This window comes from Streptomyces fulvoviolaceus, from assembly GCF_000718165.1.
Lineage (GTDB): Bacteria > Actinomycetota > Actinomycetes > Streptomycetales > Streptomycetaceae > Streptomyces > Streptomyces fulvoviolaceus.
Genome location: NZ_JOEY01000011.1, coordinates 191,800 through 208,817 on the forward strand (window position 1 = coordinate 191,800; position 17,018 = coordinate 208,817).

The following is a 17,018-nucleotide window of genomic DNA, read 5'->3' on the forward strand; positions in this document are numbered from 1 at the left end:
GGAACCCATCCGATTCACCGCCGTGGTGAGAAAGGTCGATCAGCATGAGGATCACTCGTCGGGGACCAGCCTCATGGGCACGCTTCGGCTTCGGCGGCGACTCGGTGCGTGGTCGCGGCAGGCGTCGAACCATGACAGGCGACATGGGGCCGCGTCCCCTGTCATCGAGCCGGCCGCCCGGGGAGCCCACGTCGGCGGGCCTGCGCGCCCTTCCCCGTCCCGTGGCCGTGGTGGTGGGCGCCGGTGGCGTCCTCGGAGCGGCCCATGTCGGTGTCGGGTACGCGCTGGAGCAGCGCGGATTCGTCCCGGACATGATCGTAGGAACCTCGGTGGGCGCCCTCAACGGGGCCATCGCGGCCGCCCATCCCGAGAGGGCCGCGCCATGGCTGGACCACGTGTGGACCCAGTTGCGTCGTCGTGAGGTGTATTCGCTCGGCCACCTGTCCTCACGGGCCAGCATCTTCACCGATCGGGGCCTGCGTCGACTGATCGCCAGGGCCGGGCTGCCGTCGCGGATCGAACAGCTGGCGGTCCCGTTCACCGCGGTGGCCATGGATCTGGACACCGGTGCTCCGGTGCTGCTCGACTACGGAGACCTCGAGTCCGCGCTGCTGGCGAGCGCGGCCATTCCCGGGGTGCTGCCCCCGGTGGACCGTGGGGGCCGGACCCTCGTCGACGGCGGGGTGGTCGCCTACGTTCCGGTGCTGGCGGCCCAACAGGCCGGGGCGGCCAGTGTGGTGGTGGTGGCGACCGGGCCGGAGAGCTCGCCGTTGCGCCCCATCGATCCGCGCCGAAGTGCCGGTGTGATCGCCGCCAGGGCCGGGCTGCTGCTGTTGCGCCATCAGATCGAGCGCGACCTGCACGAGGTGTCCCAGCACATCCCGACCGTCGTGCTCCCCACCGGCATCGAGGCATGGCCCGCCCCGTGGGACTTCGGCCATTCCCAGCGGCTGATCAGCACCGCGTCCCACACGGCGGGGCGCTTTCTCGACGGGCTGCACATCAGTGGGCCGGGCCTGTACCGGGTCGACGGCCCTTCGGCGACATCCGCCGGTCCGGGCGAGCCATCAACTTGTTCGACAGTGGAGGCAGGCCTGTGAGTACCATCGCGTTCCTCAACATCGGCATGCACGGGCATGTCAACCCGACGCTGCCGGTCGTGGCCGAGCTCGTCCGGCGCGGCCACGACGTCACCTACCACACCACGCCCGAGTTCCGTGAGGAGATCGAGGCCGCCGGTGCGACGGTGCGCCTCTACCCCGGGGGCGGCCAGCCGTTCCCCGATCCGCCGACGCCGCTCACGTGGATGGAGGCGCTCGCCGGCACTGCGGTCCGCTGGCTGCCCGCTGTGCTCGCAGACCTCCGCCGCGACCGACCCGACCTGATCGTCCACGACAGTGCCTGTCTGTGGGGCGCCGTCGCCGCCCGCGAACTCGCGGTTCCCGCGGCCGCGTCGTTCACCACGTTCGCCTTCAACCGGCATGTCCACAGCCCCACCCGCGGCTCGTGGGATCTGTTGGCCGCGGCGAGGGCTCGGCCCCGCAGCCTCCAGGGCTACCTGTGGTCCCGTCGGGAGCTGCGCCGACGCTTCGCCACGGGTGGGCTGCCACTGCTCGACGTGGCGAACATCCGCCAGCCGCTCAATCTGGTCTACACCTCGCGGGAGTTCCAGCCTGCCGTCGAGGACTTCGACCGGTCCTACCGTTTCGTCGGCCCCAGCATCGGCGCCCGCCCGGTCGACCCGTCGTTTCCGCTCGACCGGCTCCAGGACCCGGTGTCGTACGCCTCGCTGGGCACGGTGTTCAACGCCGATCCGGAGCTGCTGCGGAGTTTCGCCACCGCGCTCGCCCCGCTGGGCGGCACTGTGATCGTCTCCACCGGGCAGACCGATCCCGATGCGCTGGGGCCGCTGCCGGCCAACGTCCTCGCCCGCCGCTTCGTGCCGCAACCGGAGGTACTGGCCCGCGCGGCGCTGTTCGTCACCCATGGCGGGATGAACAGCGTCAACGAGGCCATGTACGCCGGGGTTCCGCTGTTGGTGGTCCCGCAGGGCGCCGATCAGCCGATGGTGGCCCGTCGCGTCGTAGAGCTCGGCGCCGGCCTGTCGATCCGTACCCAGGACGTCGCCAAGGGCTCCGTGCGTGCCCTCGCCCGGCGCCTGCTCCACGAACCCGGGTTCGTGGAAGCCGCGACCACCCTGAAGGCCGCCCAGCACAAGGCGGGTGGATACCGGCGGGCCGCCGACGAACTCGAGCGGTACCTGCTGGAGGCCGGTCCGGTCCGGCAGTCGGTTCCGGTCGATCCGTCACAGCGAGGCTGAGTGATGTCCCCTGTCGTCGTCCTGCTGCTGTTCGCCGGGCTGTCGGAGGCCGCCGGGCGCGTCCTGCCTCTGGTATCGCGTCGGCCCGGTATGCCGCGGACTCTTGTGGCCGGGCTGCTGGTGGCCGCCGGCCTCGTCGAGGGTGCCGTGTTCGCGTTGTGGCCGCTGACCGCGTGGACCCTGGCCGAACTGGTGCTGTCCGCCCCGCCACCAGGTACCGGGTTGGTGTGGACGCCGGGCCTGGTGGCCCCGCTGGTGCTCTCCGCCGTCCTTGCGTTCCCGTTGCTCGGGCCCCTGCTCCACCTGGTGCTCTTCGTGGGGGTCGGGGCCGGTCTGGCCGGTCCGCTGGCAGCGGCGACCGGGTTCGGCTGGTGGGGAGCGGCCGGTTGCGTGGCCGTGGCGGGGGCCGGTCTCGGTCTCGCTGTGGAGGCCGTTCGGCGTGTGGTCGTGAGGGTGAGTGCGACCCGGCCACCGGAGGCGATCGTATGAACGATTTCCTGCTCTGGGCCTGCCTGCTCGGACCTGCTCTGATCGCCGAAGCTCTCCTGGCCCGCTACGAGGTGCTCGCCTACAGCGCCGGCTGGCGGGCCCCTGTCACCGAACTCCCGGAGGGCGTGCCCTACGCCCGGGGTGCTGCCCCTGACAGTCCCCCGGACGCCTACCTCGTCTACCTGGACGGCATCGGGAAACGCCGTGTCCGCGACACCCGGGACGGCGGCCAGCTGGTCAAGGCCGTGCTCGCCGGAGCGCCGGAGCTACGGGTGCTGGGTCAGGTGCAGCCCTACTCGCCGCTGGCCGACCCGCTCGCCGACCGGCCCGTGTGGGCGTGGCTGCGCCGCCGTATCGGGCTGCTGCTGTTCCTGCACAACGTCATGCAGGTCTTCGTCGCCGCCGACCACCGGTACCGCCCCCTGTACAACCGGGCCGTCGGTTCCCAGATCGCCACGCAGCTCCGGCTCGCCGGCTACCAGCCGGACAGCGGCATCCCCGTGGTGCTGCTCGGCTACAGCGGTGGGGCCCAGGTCGCCACCGGCGCGGTCGACGAACTGCACACCCGGCTACGCTGCCCGGTCACGGTGATCATGCTCGGAGGGTTCCACAACGGCGCCAACGACCTCACCCACGCCGAGCACGTGCATCAACTCACCAGCGCGAGCGACCGGATCGAGCGGGTCGGCACCTGGATCTTCCCGCAGCGTTGGCGCCTGTTCCGCCACAGCGGATGGAACCGAGCCGGGCGCGCCGGGAAGATCACCGTGCATCGGCTCGACCCGGCCACCCACCTCGGGCCGCGCAGCTACATCAGCCCGGAGGGCCGACTGCCCGATGGCCGCAGCTACCTCGACCACACCACCGACACCGTGATCGCGCTCATCCGTGCCCGCCACGGCGCGACCGCGGCGACGGACGAACCGTTGCGCGGCGATGCCGGGCGACCATCGTCCGCAGGGTGAAGACGCGACCTCCTCCGTCCGGACAACGTCGACGAAGTCGATCAGAGAGCTGACTTCCCAAGCGCGGACCCAGCCGAGGCTGTGGTGCCGCAGGCGTTCGCGTCGGCCGGTCCGAGCGACCGGCCGACCGCGGCCATCGGCGTTGAGCGTGGCGTTGGCAAAGTTGCCCCGCCACTCAGAATCGCTCCGCCGCGCGTGACGACTGATGTCGCGAACATCAAGTCCCGCTCTGTTCCGGCAACTTCATCCAGAGTCGAACCGCTCCGACAATCGGAGCGTGTATTTGCTGTTGTAAAGTGCGCGAGCGCGGCGATCTGGAGGCGTATTACCATACCGGCCGGAGTATCTTGACAGGGGAGCTGCCATGGCCAGGAGCGGTTCACGAGCCGGGCTCCTCGGGCGGCGAAGCGAGTGCCGGGTCCTCGACGACCTGTTGGCAGGCGTCAGGGCCGGGCGTAGCGGGGTCCTGGTCCTGCGTGGTGAGGCGGGGATCGGGAAGACCGAGCTCTTGAGATACCTCCTGGAGCGTGCCGTCGGATGCCGCACGGTCAGGGCCGCCGGGGTCCAGTCCGAGATGGAGCTCTCCTACGCCGGTCTGCATCAGCTCTGCGCTCCTCTGCTGGCCGGCCTCGACGAGCTGCCCGAGCCTCAACGCGACGCGCTCGGCACGGCGTTCGGGCTGCGCGCCGGCGACGCACCGGACCGCTTCCTCGTCGGCCTGGCCACTCTGAGCCTGCTCGCGGACGCCGGAGGGGACCAGCCGCTGGTCTGCCTCGTCGACGACGCCCAGTGGCTGGATCGCGCGTCCGCACTGACCCTGGCGTTCGTCGCTCGCCGGCTGCTCGCGGAATCGGTCGTGCTCGTCTTCGCCGTCCGCGAGCCCAGCGCCGGCGAGGCACTCGGCGGTCTCCCCGAGCTGCCCGTGACGGGGCTGACCGAGCGCGACTCCCGAACACTCCTGGACTCGGTCGTCACCGGGCCCCTCGACCAGCGGGTGCGCGACCGCATAGTCGCCGAGGCGCGCGGCAACCCGCTGGCCCTTCTCGAGCTGCCGCGCGGGTTGACCGCGGCGGAGATGGCCGGCGGCTTCGGGCGTCCGGACGCGTGGCCGTTGTCGAGCCAGATCGAGCAGGGATTCCTCCGCCGCGTCCAGTCGCTTCCGGCCGCGACGCAACGTCTGCTGTTCACCGCGGCCGCCGAGCCGGTCGGCGACGCGACGCTGTTGAGACGTGCGGCCGAGCGGCTGGGGATCGACGTCGACGCCGCCGCGTCGCACACCGACGCGGCGGATCTGATCACGCTCGGCACCAGTGTGCGGTTCCGGCACCCGCTGGTGCGCTCGGCGGCCTATCGCGCGGCGGGCCCGACCGACCGGCGCGAGGTGCACAAGGCGCTGGCCGAAGCGACCGATGCTCAACTCGACCCCGATCGCCGGGCCTGGCACCTGGCCGCCGCGGCCTCGGAACCCGACGAGACGGTTGCCGCCGAACTGGAGCGCTCCGCGAGCCGGGCGCAGGCGCGCGGCGGCATCGCGGCGGCGGCCGCGTTCCTCCAGCGCGCGGCCGCGCTGACGCAGGACCCGGCCCGACGTGCCGAGCGCGCGGTGGACGCCGCACAGGCGAAGCTGCACGCCGGGGCGTTCGAGCCGGCGGCCGCGCTTCTCGCCACGGCGGAGGCCGGACCTCTCGACGAGCTCGGGCGCGCGCGGATCGATGTGCTCCATGCCCAGATCGCGTTCGCCCAGAACCGCGGCAGCGAGGCCACTCCGCTGCTGCTCGCCGCCGCTCGTCGGTTCGGGCGGCTCGACGCCGCGCTCGCCCGTAGGACCTACTTGGACGCCGTCGCGGCGGCGATATTCGCCGGCCGCCTGGCGCGCGGCCCGGGCCTGCGGGAGGTGGGCGAGGCCTCCCGCGGCGCGCCACCGCCGCAGCAGCCGGCACGGGTGCCCGACATGCTGCTGGATGCCCTTGCCGTGCGCCTCACCGACGGTTACCCGGCTTCGGCGCCGCTGATGGGGCGAGTCCTCGAAGCGGTTTGCGACGAGGAGATCCCCCACCAGGAGGCGCTGCGCTGGCTCTGGCTCGCAGCGGTCCTCGCCGCGGATCTCTGGGACGACGAGCGTGCGCACGTGGTCGCGACCCGGTACGTGACGATCACCCGCGAGGCCGGCGCGCTCAGCGCGCTCCCCGAGGCACTCGACAACCGCGCGAACATGCACCTCCTCGCCGGGGAGCTGACGGCAGCCGCGTCGCTGGTCGAGGAGGCCGCAACGGTGTGTGCGGCGATCGGGTCCAGCCGGGCGCGCGTGGTGACGCTCGGCCTGGCCGCCTGGCGTGGTCGCGAGCGCGAGGCCCGCACGCTGATCGACGCGATCATGAGCGAGGCCGTGCCCCTTGGCCAGGGGGCTGCCGTCACCACCACACACTGGTACCACGCGGTGCTCTGCAACGGCCTCGGCCAGTACGCGGACGCGCTGGCGGCGGCGCAGGAGGCGGCCGCCTACCCGCAGGAGTTCGCCGCGCCGCAATGGGGCTTGGTCGAGCTGGTCGAGGCGGCCGCACGCAGCGGCGAACCAGAGGTCGCGGCCGACGCGCTCGCGAAGCTCTCCGAGACGACACGAGCCAGCGGCACGGACTGGGCACTCGGTGTGGAAGCGCGCTCACGGGCGCTCCTGAGCGAGGGCGACGCCGCGGAGCACCTCTATCGTGAGGCGATCGAGCGGCTCGCCCGGACCCGGGTCCGCGTGGAGCTGGCCCGCGCACAGCTCCTGTACGGCGAGTGGTTGCGCCGCGAGAACCGCCGAGTCGACGCCCGTGCCCAACTGGGCGTCGCACATGACATGTTCAGCCGGATCGGGGCCGAGGGATTCGCCGAACGCGCGCGAAGCGAGCTGCAGGCCACGGGAGCGAAGGTGCGCAACCATGTCGTCGCGGCGCCTACGGCCCTGACCGCCCAGGAGGCGCAGATCGCTCGTCTGGCCGGCGAGGGGCTCACCAACTCCGAGATCGGCGTCCAGTTGTTCATCAGCCGGCACACGGTCGAGTGGCACCTCCGCAAGGTGTTCTCGAAGCTCGGCATCTCCTCCCGCAGGGAGATCCGCGCCATGGGGCTCGAAGGCGAGGCGACGCCGGCCTGAGGGCCGGTGGGGCGGATCATGGCGCGGACGCGGGGTCCGGCACGCCGATCCGCCGCGTTGCAGCTCGACGCACCAGACCGCGCTCACCGGCGCTGATCGGGCGCCGCTGCCTTCCTGCGGCCTGATCCGCCGGACAGGCCCTGGTCCGCGACCGCATCCGGGTGCGGGGTCCGGAAGCCGGCGGCACGGTCGGTGTCGAGTCCGGTGACCAGGCCGCGCAGGACGGGGCCGTACTCCGGGTGGGAGAGGGCGAACGCCATCTGGGCGACCAGGTAGTCGGCCGGATTGCCGGTGTCGTACCAGCGGCCCTGGATGACCTGCCCGTACACCGCGCGGGTGGCGGCGTAGGCGTTGATGGCGTCGGTCAGGTAGACCTCACCGGTCCTGTGCTCGTACCAGCGGCGGGTCTGCTCGCGCAGTTCGTCGATGATGCCGGGGGTGGCGACGTAGCCGCCGATGGCCGCGTACGACGACGGGGCGGCAGCGGGCTCGGGCTTCTCGACCAGGCCGGTGATGCGCAGTTGACCGTCCCCGAGGTCTTCCTTGACGAGGGGCACGCCGTAGCGCTGGGAGTGGGTGGGGTCCATCGGCATGAGAGCCAGCACCGGGCAGCCGGTCTGCTCGTACGCGCGGACCAGTTGCTGGGCGCGGGGGACCTCGGCCACGAAGACGTCGTCGGGCCACAGCACCAGCACCGGCTCGTCGCCGAAGGCGCGGGCGGCGTTCAGTACCGGGGTGCCGTTGCCGTACGGGCCGTACTGGTCGACGTAGGTGATGTGGCCCCGACGGGCCAGCTCCGCGACCTCCTCCACCACGTCGGCGTAGACAGACTTGCCGTCTTCGCGGAGCTGTCCGACGAGGACGGGGTTGGGGCGGAAGTGGTCCTGGATGAGGCTCTTGCCGCCGGAGACGACGATGGTGATGTCGGTGATGCCGGAGTCCACCAGTTCGCGCACGGTGTGCTCGATGACCGGCTTGTCGCCGACCGGGAGCATCTCCTTCGGTGTCGCCTTCGTCAGCGGCAGCAGACGGGAGCCGAGTCCGGCGGCGGGGATCACGGCCCTGCGGATCGTCGGGGACATCACGTCTCTCTCACGAGGTTCTACCCCTGCCCGGGGAGCCGGCGCAGAGCGTCGGAGATCGCTTCCATCCGCTCGTCGAGGTCCACGATCTCGCGGCGCAGCTCGTTGACGCGGGTCCTGAGCACCGTGGCCTCGGCGGCCAGCGACACGACTGTGGCCGCCATGTCGCCCCGGTTCTCGGTGGCTCGGGTCATGGTGCGTCCAGTTGTACGGCGGAGATGTCGAGGATCAGCTTCACCTTGTCGCTGATCAGTACTCCGCCCGTGGCCAGTGCCGAGTTCCAGTCGATCCCCCAGTCGGAGCGCTTCAGGGTGGCCGTGCCTTCGAAGCCGACACGGTTCTGCCCGTCGCTGTCCTGGCCTGCCCCACCGAATTCGAGATCGATGTGAAGGGGCAGCTCGATGTCCTTGATGCGGAGGCCGCCGGACATGCGGAACCGGCCGTCACCGGCATCGACGATCCCGGTGGAGCGAAAGCTCATGAGCGGGAACGTCGCCGAGTCGAGGAAGTCCGGGCCGGTGACATGGGCGTCCCGCTGCTCGATGCCCGTGTCCAGACTGCCGGTCTGGACACTGACGTGAGCCTCGGACCGGGTGGGATGAGCACCGTCCAGCCTCAGCAGCCCTTCGAAGACGGTGAATTTCCCGCGCACGTTGCTGATCATGGCATGTCGGACGGAAAACCCGATCGCGCTATGGACCGGGTCGATGGTGTAGGTGCCCGTCAGCCCTTGATAGGGGGCGGCATTTGGAATGGTTATTTCCCTGCGATTGGGCATGGGGGAGCCGTTCCTTCGTGAGTGGAGTTCGTACGGCAATGAATCCGGTGGTCCCCTGCCCGTCGGCAGGGGACCACCGGCAGGAATTACTGCTGCTGCGCGAGCCAGTCGGCGAACCGGGTCTCGGCGACGTGCGCGTCCGGCCCCGGGATGAGCGTGGTCTCCTGCACCTCGGCACCGGAGTACGGGGCGTGCGGGTCCGTGACGACCGTGCGGGGATCGTTCTTGGCGGCGAGCCCCTTGCCGATGAGCTCGTCGAGCTGGAACACGTCGGGGCCCGCGACCTCGACCACGCCGTTCACCGGGGTGCCGACCGCGGTGCGGCCGACGGCCGCGGCCACGTCGCCGGAGTAGATGGGCTGGATCTTGACGGGGGCCAGACGCACGGTGTCGCCCTCGGTCGACATGTCCGCGATCCCCTTCATGAACTCGAAGAACTGGGTGGCATGGACGATGGAGTAGGGGATGCCGGAGTCCTTGATCAGCTCCTCCTGGGCCTGCTTGGCTCGGAAGTAGCCGCTCTCCTGGAGGCGTTCGGTGCCGACCACGGACAGCGCCACGTGGTGCGTCACGCCCGCCTCGGCCTCCGCCTTGAGCAGGTTGGTCGTGGAGGTGCGGAAGAAGTCCATGACGGCGTCGTCCGCGAAGGAGGGGGAGTTGGACACGTCGACCACGACCGACGCGCCCTCCAGGACCTCGGCCAGGCCCTCGCCCGTCAGGGTGTTGACGCCGGTGTTGGGCGCGGCCGCGACCGCCTCGTGGCCGTGCTCGTTGAGCTTGCCGACCAGCTTCGAGCCGATGAGCCCGGTGCCACCGATCACTACGACCTTCATAACGAATTTCCTTTCGGACGCTTTCTCTCTTCACCAGAAGAGACAGGACAGTGGCCCTGGTTGTGACAGGGATTCTCGGAATCGCGAAAATTCTTCATTCGACGAGCTTTCCCTCGCTCGAGACGTCCTCCATCAGAGAGGAAATCTCGTCCGGGACGGCCGGAATGCTCTCGCGTGTGACACCCGTCGTCGGGGACCACACGAGATTGACCTGCAGAGCGGGATCCAGGTCGGGATAGTCGCTGCGGTTGTGACAGCCACGGGTCTCGCGACGCTCCAGGGCCGCTTCGAGGGTGGCCCGGGCCGCCAGGGCGGCGGACTTGAGGTCGAAGGCGTGCGCGAGGTCCTGGTAACCGGCGATGTCCGGGTGTACGCCGACGTCCTCCATCCGCTTCTCGATCACCGACATCTCCGCCAGCCCGGCGCGCAGGCCCTCTTCGTCGCGTACGACTCCCGCGTGCTCGGTCATGGTGTTGCGGATGGCGCGCTGCAGGGCGCGGACGTTCTCCGGTCCGTCGGCCGCGAGAAGATCGTCGATCTCCGCACGGGCCCGCGCGACGGCCGACGCCGACCGCGGCTGCGCGGTCAGGGACTGTGCGTAGGCGGCGGCCGCCCGGCCCGTGATGCGGCCGAAGACCAGCAGCTCGATGAGGCTGTTGCCGCCGAGGCGATTGGCGCCGTGCAGCCCGCTCGACGCCTCACCGATGGCGTACAGGCCGCGCACTTCGGTGCTGTGGTCCTCGGGACGCACCCACACCCCGCCCATCGAGTAGTGCGCGGTGGGCGCGATCTCGATCGGCTCGCGGGTGATGTCCAGCATCTGCAGGTCCAGAAGCGTCTGGTAGACGCGGGGCAGCCGCGTCATGATCGTCTGCCGGGGCAGGTGGGAGACGTCGAGCCACACACCTCCCTTGGGGGTGCCCCGCCCTTCCTTGATCTCCGTGTACGAGGCGAGGGCCACGCGGTCGCGGGTGGACAACTCCATGCGGTCGGGGTCGTAGCGGGCCATGAAGCGTTCCCCGAGCGCGTTGCGCAGGACCCCGCCCTCGCCCCGGGCCGCCTCGCTGACCAGGGTTCCGGCCGCGCTCTCCGGCTCGATGATCCCGGAAGGATGGAACTGCACCAGCTCGGCGTCGCGCAGGCGGGCACCGGCCTCCACGGCCAGGCGGAAGGAGTCACCGGTGTTCTCGTCGCGCCGCGAGGACGTGCGCCGCCAGATACGGGTGTGGCCGCCCGCGGCGAGAATGACGGCGTCGGCGTGGATGAGGTAGCGCCTGCCGTTCGTGAGATCGAAGCCGTAGGCACCGAAGACCGCGCCGTCGTGCACCAGGAGCCGGGTGACGTAGACGCCGTCGAGCACGGGGATCTTCAGCTGATCCGCGCGCCTGATGAGCGTGCGCTGGATCTCCAGGCCGGTGTAGTCGCCTGCGAAGGCGGTGCGCCGGAACTTGTGCGCGCCGAAGAAGCGCTGGGAGATCCGGCCGTCCTCCTCCCTGGCGAAGGCCATGCCGTAGCGTTCCAGGTCGTCGATACCGCGGGCGGCACCCTGGGTGACGATCTCGGCCGTGCGAGGGTCGGCCAGCAGATAGCTCTCCTTGAGAGTGTCGGCCGCGTGCTGCTGCCAGCTGTCCTCGGGGTCCATGGTGGCCAGGGCCGCGTTGATCCCGCCGGCGGCAAGTGCCGTATGGGCGTCCTCCTTGGGGCGCTTGCCGACCGCGAGGACGTCCATGCCGGCCTCGGCCAGTTCGATCGCCGCCCGCAGCCCGGCACCTCCGGTGCCGATCACCAGCACCGTGGTGGACAGACCTTGTTCGTTGATAGCCACCGTTCACTCCGATCGCCGTGGTTGTCACTCACTACGACCAGGACGTCCCGGGATCTGTGACACGCTTTGTCAGTGACACCGTGTGTGAGGGCGTCACGGCACGATGCGGTCCAGCGGTACGTCCGGGTCGGAGAGGCGCGCGTCGTCGACGTCGGCCCCGGAGGTGATGAGGGACCGGATCGGGTCCATGACGTCCCACACGTTGACGCTCATGCCCGCCAGGACACGGTTGCCCGCCATCCAGAAGGAGACGAACCGTCGCTCGGACGGCTCGCCGCGGAAGACGACGCGGTCGTATCCCCCTGGCTCCGTGTAACCCGTGTACTCCATGCCGAGGTCGTACTGATCCGTGTAGAAGTACGGCAGCCTGTCGTAGACCGCGTCCTTGCCGAGCATGCTCAGCGCCGCCACCTCCGGCTGACGCAGGGCATTGGCCCAGTGCTCGACCCGGAGGTGGCGGCCGAGCAGCGGGTGGTAGGCGTTGGCGACGTCACCCGCGGCGTAGACGTCGGCTGCCGAAGTCCGCAGATGCTCGTCGGTGACGATGCCGTTCCGCACGTCCAGGCCCGCCTCCTGGGCGAGTTCGACATGAGGGGTGATGCCGACGCCCACGACGACGGCGTCCGCGGCCAGGTGCCTTCCGTCGGCCAGCCGCACCCCGTCCACCCGCCCGCCCGTTCCGGTGAGGGACTCCACCTGCACGCTGGGCAGCAGGTCGACGCCGTGATCGGCATGGAGCGCCGCGAACACCTCGGCCGCTTCTCGCCCGAGCGCCTTCAGCAGGGGAAGCTCCGAGTGGTTGAGTACCGTCACCTCGGCGCCGGCCGTTCGGGCGGCCGCGGCGGTCTCCAGGCCGATCCATCCGGCACCGATCACGACGATCTTCGCCCCCGCCCGGAAGGCGGACTTGAGTCGTTCGCTGTCTCCCACGCGGCGCAGATACAGAACGTTGTCGAGATCCGCACCCGGGACCGACAGACGACGCGGGGACGAGCCGGTGGCCAGGAGCAGTTTGTCGTAGGGGACCTGACGGCCGTCGTCCAGTTCCACCGTCCGCGCACGCCAGTCGACTGCGCGCGCACGGGTGTTCAGCAGCAGGTCGACGTCGTGTTCCCGGTACCAGTCATCGGGATGCACGAAGATCGATTCGCGCTCCTCCTTGCCCAGCAGATAACCCTTGGAAAGCGGCGGCCGAATGTACGGCTTCTCACGCTCGTCGCCGATGATGACGAGCGCTCCGCTGTGGCCGTGCTCCCGCAGCGCCTCCGCCGCCTTGCCCGCGGCCAGGCCGCCGCCGACGATCACGAAAGTGTTCACAGGATGCCTCGTCTCGGATGTCGCATGCCGTGAGTCATGTCGGGAGGGACACCCATCAGACCGCGTAGCCCCTCATCCTGTGACAACCCCGGCGACGGCTCGGGCGGGGCACACCCCTGCTGTCACACCGTCATGAGCATCCTGGTCATATCTCCAGCCGGAACGCTGGAGGAGAAGATGACGTACGTGATCGCCCAGCCTTGTGTCGACGTCAAGGACCGAGCCTGCCTCATCGAGTGCCCTGTGAACTGCATCTACGAGGGCAACCGCACGCTCTACATCAATCCCTCCGAGTGCGTGGACTGCCACGCCTGCGAGCCGGTCTGCCCGGTGGAGGCCATCTTCCACGAAGAGGACGTCCCGCAGCACTGGGCGCACTACACAACCATCAACGCCGAATACTTCAGGACGTCCTCCGGGCGGCAGGGTGAGCCGCTCGTCCTTGACGGTGACCACCGCCTGATCACCCGGTTGCCACCGCAGAGTTCGCACAAGAACGACATCGCCGTCTTCAGCGCCCGCAAGGAAGAGGCCGCTGACGCCGATCTTTGGTTCCCCTCCTGAGGGCAGGTCCTGTCACACAGCGCGGCGCTGCCCGGTCTTATGAAGGGGGCTGTGATGTGGAGAGCCGTCGTGTGCCAGGGGCACACGACGGCTGCACGGAAACGCCTGCAGACGGCATACCGTTGAGCAGGGGACCGATGTCGTCGGCTACGAGGCCAGCGTGATGGTCGTCGGCGTCCCCTGCCAGGCCATCTTCGCGTAGGGGCACAGCGAATCGGCCTTCTCGAGGAGCGGGGCGGCGATCTCGGGATCGATGTCCGGCCACTTGACCACCAGGTCGATGTGCAACAGGTAGCCGCCGTCCTCCGGGTCCCGGCCAAAGGCCACCGTCGCCTCCACGGAGATCGCGGCGGGATCGAGCGGGACCTGCCGTGCCACCAGGCTCAGTGCCCCGTGGTAGCAGGCGGCGAAGCCGGCGGCGAACAACTGCTCGGGATTCGTCCCTTGGCCGTCTCCTCCCAGTTCGGCAGGCATGCGAAGGTCGATGTCCAGGGCTCCGTCGGCCGAGCGAGCTCTCCCCGAGGCCCGCCCGTGACTCGCTGTCCCACCGTTGACGGTCACTGTCGTGGTGTAGATGGGGGCGAAGGACTCTCCTTCGAAGTCCTTGTCGGTGGACAGATCGGGCAACGGGGTCCGCTCGGTCACCGCGTGACTCCGTCAACGACGCAGTACGCGGCCAGGCGTGGAGTCGGCAGTCCAAGGGTGGGGCCCGCCGAACCGACTTTGGGAAATGCCATGTTGTATGCACCCTTCAACGTAGTGGGGGAAGTTCCGGGTTCCGGACAGCTGGTTGACCGACAAGTCACCTCGGTTGTGACAGCCGCCCGACGCGGAGTCGGCTTATCGCCGTACGAGCCGCACTGCCAGTACGGCAGGATCGGCCCGCCCGGGCATCGGGGCGAAACCCGACTTCTCCAGTTCCCCGATCACCTTCGTACGGGCGATCGGTCACATCCAGAACGTTTCGTGGTGCTCCCGCAGCAGACCGCCCTCGCCCCGTACCCAGTAGTGGAAGCGTGTCCGGATCCGATTCGCGTCGGCCGACGCCACCATGCGTCCTCCGTACTCGTGCCGGCCGATCCGCTGCGTCGGGAGGTCGTGCGTGGTCTCGTGATGAGGGAGGCGGGCAGGCGGGAGCTGGATGAGCAGCGCACTTCCGGGCACGAGTGCTTCGGCGATGGCCGGCCACAGGGCACGCCGCGAAGCGGGGTCGAGACAGGCGATCGTGTTATGGCAAACGGCCACGTCGGCCACCTCGTGCAGGTCCGCCTCATCGAGCGTGTGAGGGTGCACGGTGACCCGCGTCCTCAGGTCGGCGGGCAGCGATGCGAGGCGCGTCATCAGTGGGGAACGCATGGAACGTGCGGGCTCGACAGCATGCACGGGGACTCGCGACTCCATGAGGCTCATCAGCGTGACACGTCCGGTGCCGGCGCCGACGTCCAGCACGCCGAGACGGGCGTTCCCGACATCGCGGCGGTACAGCCGGCGTACGCGTGCCCCGTCCCGCTCCGCCTGCAGGACGTCGTAGAACTCGGCACTGATCGCATAGGCGTCCTGCTCCTCTCGACCAGGGGGAGCGACGGACACCATCGCGAGGGAAGGGTGTATATCCAGCGGGGATGCGGAAACCGCCATGACTTGGGTACCTCCTCACGCATCTGCAGGGCGCCCGCGGCACCCCTGGTCGTTCCACGGCCTGCGGTCCGCGGGTTCACCGTCGGCGCGCCGTGCTGTCGACAAGGTGTTCACCCCTGCCAGTCGTAGCGATCGCGCGCTCGGACAACCGTCTCCGGGTCGACCGCGCCGGCCCGCGCCAACCGGTCCAGGGCGGCGACGACGATCGACTCGGCGTCGACATGGAAGTAGCGGCGCACGGCATCACGGGTGTCCGACAGTCCGAAGCCGTCCGTTCCCAGCGACGAGTAGTCCTGCTCGACCCATTGGCTGATCTGATCGGGCACCTGCCGCATCCAGTCGCTGACCGCCAGGACGGGCCCTTGGACACCCGACAGCGCGGCCGTCACGTACGGGATGCGCTCCTCACCCCGCAGCCGCGCCCTGTCGGCGCACAAGGCATCGCGGCGCAGCTCTGTCCAGGACGTCACCGACCAGACGTCGGCGTGGACTCCCCACTGGGACAGCAGCAGCTCCTGGGCATCGACCGCCCAGTGGATGGCCGTGCCGGAGGCCAGCAGTTGGATCCGCGGTCCCGCGCCGCGCACCTCCGCCTGCCGGAAGCGATAGATGCCCCGCAGGATCCCTTCCTCGACCGATGGCCCGGTGGGCGTGGTGGGCATGGCGGGCTGTCGCTTGGGTTCGTTGTAGACCGTCAGGTAGTAGAAGACGTCCTCGGGCCGGTCGCCGTACATGCGCCGCAGCCCTTCCCGGACGATCACCGCGATCTCGTACGCGAAGGCCGGGTCGTAGCTCACAGCGGCCGGATTCGTGGAGGCCAGCAGGTGGGAGTGCCCGTCGGCGTGCTGCAGTCCCTCGCCGGTCATCGTCGTACGGCCGGCCGTCGCCCCGATGACGAAGCCACGGCCCATCTGATCCGCCAGGGCCCAGAACTGGTCGCCCGTGCGCTGGAATCCGAACATGGCGTAGAAGATGTAGAAGGGGATCATGGGTTCGCCGTGTGTGGCGTACGACGTCGCCGCAGCGGTGAACTCGGCCATCGACCCGGCCTCGGTGATGCCTTCGTCGATGAGCTGACCGTCCCTGGCCTCCCGGTAGTGCAGCAGCTGATCGCCGTCGACCGGCTCGTAGGTCTGGCCCTTCGGCGAGTAGATCCCGGCCGTCGGGAACAGGGACTCCATGCCGAACGTACGTGCCTCGTCGGGGATGATGGGGACCCAGCGCCGCCCCGTCCCCTCGACGCGCATCAGGTCCTTGACCAGCCGGACCAGCGCCATGGTGGTGGCCACCTCTTGTCCGCCGAAACCCTTCCGGAGGGCTTCGAAGGGGCCGGAGGGCGGTTCCTGGAGCGGCTTGGCCACCACCCTCCGTACCGGGACGGGGCCCGCCAGAGCCGCACGCCGTTCGCGGAGGTACCGCACCTCGTCCGAGTTCTCACCGGGGTGCCAGTACGGAACCAGGTCCCCGCTCAACGCGCTGTCCGGGATGGGGAGTTCCAGCGTGTCGCGCATCCGACGGAACTGGGCCATGGTCAGCTTCTTCATCTGATGGTTGGCGTTGCGGGACTCGAAGTCCGACCCCAGGGTGTGGCCCTTCACGGTCTGGGTGAGGACCACGGTCGGCTGCCCCTTGTGCTCGACCGCGGCCCGGTAGGCGGCGTAGACCTTGAGGGGTTGGGAACTGCTGGGGTTTCACTGCGTACGAGGGTGTTCTGGCGCGTGAGTGAGCGTGGAGGGTCTTGGCGGGCGGCTGGGTGCTGCTGTCCCGGGAGGGGAATCGGGGTTCGTTCGTCGAATGTGTGACGTTTCCGGGTGGGGTTCGTTGGGTGTGATGAGCGGGTTTTCGAGGGGCTGCATGATGCCAGGGGGTGTGGGGTGGGCGGGTTGCGGGAGCTTGCGGCGTCGTGTGTCGTGCCCGGTCCCTCGGGGGTGGCGGTCCGTACCCGGTTGAAGCAGCTCACGCCCGCCGATGTGAAGGTCCTCGCGCTGGTCGGTGCGCACCTCGGGTCGCTGGCCTCCCGGGATCTGAAGGTGCGGTGCGCGCAGGGTCTGGAGCACTCCGCGCAGACGTG

14 protein-coding genes and 2 pseudogenes are annotated in these 17,018 nt (G+C 69.8%); 7 read left to right on the plus strand and 9 right to left on the minus strand.

Features of this window, described 5'->3' with window-relative positions; genetic code table 11:
• The first annotated feature begins 143 nt into the window (after positions 1 to 143).
• The 5 genes from IG08_RS0114070 to IG08_RS0114090 all read left to right on the plus strand — a co-directional run bounded on the left by IG08_RS0114070 (position 144) and on the right by IG08_RS0114090 (position 6,910).
• Positions 144 to 1,100, plus strand: coding sequence for a patatin-like phospholipase family protein (locus IG08_RS0114070; protein ID WP_234342872.1), 957 nt, complete (start codon positions 144 to 146; stop codon positions 1,098 to 1,100).
• The gene (locus tag IG08_RS0114075) at positions 1,097 to 2,320 is read left to right on the plus strand and encodes a macrolide family glycosyltransferase (protein ID WP_030600771.1); all 1,224 of its coding nucleotides are present in this window, start codon (positions 1,097 to 1,099) and stop codon (positions 2,318 to 2,320) included. Before IG08_RS0114070 ends, IG08_RS0114075 begins: the two co-directional genes overlap by 4 nt.
• A 3-nt stretch (positions 2,321 to 2,323) precedes the next feature.
• Positions 2,324 to 2,809: a hypothetical protein gene (locus IG08_RS0114080; protein WP_078655595.1), complete on the plus strand. Its 486-nt coding sequence runs from the start codon at positions 2,324 to 2,326 to the stop codon at positions 2,807 to 2,809.
• Positions 2,806 to 3,774: a hypothetical protein gene (locus IG08_RS0114085; protein WP_052424675.1), complete on the plus strand. Its 969-nt coding sequence runs from the start codon at positions 2,806 to 2,808 to the stop codon at positions 3,772 to 3,774. The genes IG08_RS0114080 and IG08_RS0114085 overlap by 4 nt, the downstream gene beginning before the upstream one ends.
• A gap of 364 nt (positions 3,775 to 4,138) precedes the next feature.
• Positions 4,139 to 6,910, plus strand: coding sequence for an ATP-binding protein (locus tag IG08_RS0114090; protein ID WP_030600779.1), 2,772 nt, complete (start codon positions 4,139 to 4,141; stop codon positions 6,908 to 6,910).
• 83 nt (positions 6,911 to 6,993) lie between these two features.
• On the opposite strand, the gene IG08_RS0114095 is transcribed toward IG08_RS0114090, so the two are convergent.
• The 6 genes from IG08_RS0114095 to IG08_RS0114120 all read right to left on the minus strand — a co-directional run bounded on the left by IG08_RS0114095 (position 6,994) and on the right by IG08_RS0114120 (position 12,745).
• On the minus strand, positions 6,994 to 7,992 hold the full coding sequence (locus IG08_RS0114095) for a UTP--glucose-1-phosphate uridylyltransferase (RefSeq protein WP_078655591.1): 999 nt from the start codon (positions 7,990 to 7,992) through the stop codon (positions 6,994 to 6,996).
• A 20-nt stretch (positions 7,993 to 8,012) separates the two neighbouring features.
• The gene (locus tag IG08_RS60105; protein WP_158812233.1) at positions 8,013 to 8,186 is read right to left on the minus strand and encodes a hypothetical protein; all 174 of its coding nucleotides are present in this window, start codon (positions 8,184 to 8,186) and stop codon (positions 8,013 to 8,015) included.
• Positions 8,183 to 8,770, minus strand: coding sequence for a YceI family protein (locus IG08_RS0114105; RefSeq protein ID WP_052424676.1), 588 nt, complete (start codon positions 8,768 to 8,770; stop codon positions 8,183 to 8,185). Before IG08_RS0114105 ends, IG08_RS60105 begins: the two co-directional genes overlap by 4 nt.
• An 86-nt stretch (positions 8,771 to 8,856) precedes the next feature.
• Positions 8,857 to 9,603: an SDR family oxidoreductase gene (locus IG08_RS0114110; RefSeq protein WP_030600787.1), complete on the minus strand. Its 747-nt coding sequence runs from the start codon at positions 9,601 to 9,603 to the stop codon at positions 8,857 to 8,859.
• A 94-nt stretch (positions 9,604 to 9,697) separates the two neighbouring features.
• Positions 9,698 to 11,428, minus strand: coding sequence for an L-aspartate oxidase (locus IG08_RS0114115; RefSeq protein ID WP_030600790.1), 1,731 nt, complete (start codon positions 11,426 to 11,428; stop codon positions 9,698 to 9,700).
• Positions 11,429 to 11,521: 93 nt separating this feature from the next.
• Entirely contained in the window at positions 11,522 to 12,745 is a 1,224-nt protein-coding gene (locus tag IG08_RS0114120) for an NAD(P)/FAD-dependent oxidoreductase (RefSeq protein ID WP_043454209.1), read from the minus strand.
• Between the two features lie 177 nt (positions 12,746 to 12,922).
• Between IG08_RS0114120 and fdxA the strand changes: the two genes are divergently transcribed.
• Positions 12,923 to 13,309 (plus strand): ferredoxin, encoded by a 387-nt coding sequence (gene fdxA / locus IG08_RS0114125; RefSeq protein ID WP_063757772.1) that lies wholly within the window; start codon positions 12,923 to 12,925, stop codon positions 13,307 to 13,309.
• Between the two features lie 147 nt (positions 13,310 to 13,456).
• Here the strand turns inward: fdxA and IG08_RS0114130 are convergent, their stop codons facing one another.
• The 3 genes and pseudogenes from IG08_RS0114130 to IG08_RS0114140 form a co-directional block, all read right to left on the minus strand.
• Positions 13,457 to 13,954: an Ohr family peroxiredoxin gene (locus IG08_RS0114130; protein WP_043454212.1), complete on the minus strand. Its 498-nt coding sequence runs from the start codon at positions 13,952 to 13,954 to the stop codon at positions 13,457 to 13,459.
• A gap of 303 nt (positions 13,955 to 14,257) precedes the next feature.
• Positions 14,258 to 14,947: a class I SAM-dependent methyltransferase gene (locus IG08_RS55815; protein ID WP_234342873.1), complete on the minus strand. Its 690-nt coding sequence runs from the start codon at positions 14,945 to 14,947 to the stop codon at positions 14,258 to 14,260.
• Between the two features lie 110 nt (positions 14,948 to 15,057).
• Positions 15,058 to 16,623, minus strand: a pseudogene (locus IG08_RS0114140) (transketolase-like TK C-terminal-containing protein); the annotation flags it as partial.
• 198 nt (positions 16,624 to 16,821) lie between these two features.
• Here IG08_RS0114140 and IG08_RS0114145 point away from each other — a divergent pair.
• Positions 16,822 to 17,018, plus strand: a pseudogene (locus IG08_RS0114145) (IS200/IS605 family accessory protein TnpB-related protein); the annotation flags it as partial.

What these genes read in the sequence shown, in the direction of transcription:
- IG08_RS0114070 (WP_234342872.1), top strand. Translation starts at nt 144, where the DNA reads ATGGGGCCGCGTCCCCTGTCATCGAGCCGGCCGCCCGGGGAGCCCACG.
- IG08_RS0114085 (WP_052424675.1), top strand. Translation starts at nt 2,806, where the DNA reads ATGAACGATTTCCTGCTCTGGGCCTGCCTGCTCGGACCTGCTCTGATC.
- IG08_RS0114110 (WP_030600787.1), bottom strand. Translation starts at nt 9,603, where the DNA reads ATGAAGGTCGTAGTGATCGGTGGCACCGGGCTCATCGGCTCGAAGCTG.
- IG08_RS60105 (WP_158812233.1), bottom strand. Translation starts at nt 8,186, where the DNA reads ATGACCCGAGCCACCGAGAACCGGGGCGACATGGCGGCCACAGTCGTG.
- IG08_RS0114080 (WP_078655595.1), top strand. Translation starts at nt 2,324, where the DNA reads ATGTCCCCTGTCGTCGTCCTGCTGCTGTTCGCCGGGCTGTCGGAGGCC.
- IG08_RS0114095 (WP_078655591.1), bottom strand. Translation starts at nt 7,992, where the DNA reads ATGTCCCCGACGATCCGCAGGGCCGTGATCCCCGCCGCCGGACTCGGC.
- fdxA (WP_063757772.1), top strand. Translation starts at nt 12,923, where the DNA reads ATGACGTACGTGATCGCCCAGCCTTGTGTCGACGTCAAGGACCGAGCC.
- IG08_RS0114105 (WP_052424676.1), bottom strand. Translation starts at nt 8,770, where the DNA reads ATGCCCAATCGCAGGGAAATAACCATTCCAAATGCCGCCCCCTATCAA.
- IG08_RS0114090 (WP_030600779.1), top strand. Translation starts at nt 4,139, where the DNA reads ATGGCCAGGAGCGGTTCACGAGCCGGGCTCCTCGGGCGGCGAAGCGAG.
- IG08_RS55815 (WP_234342873.1), bottom strand. Translation starts at nt 14,947, where the DNA reads ATGGCGGTTTCCGCATCCCCGCTGGATATACACCCTTCCCTCGCGATG.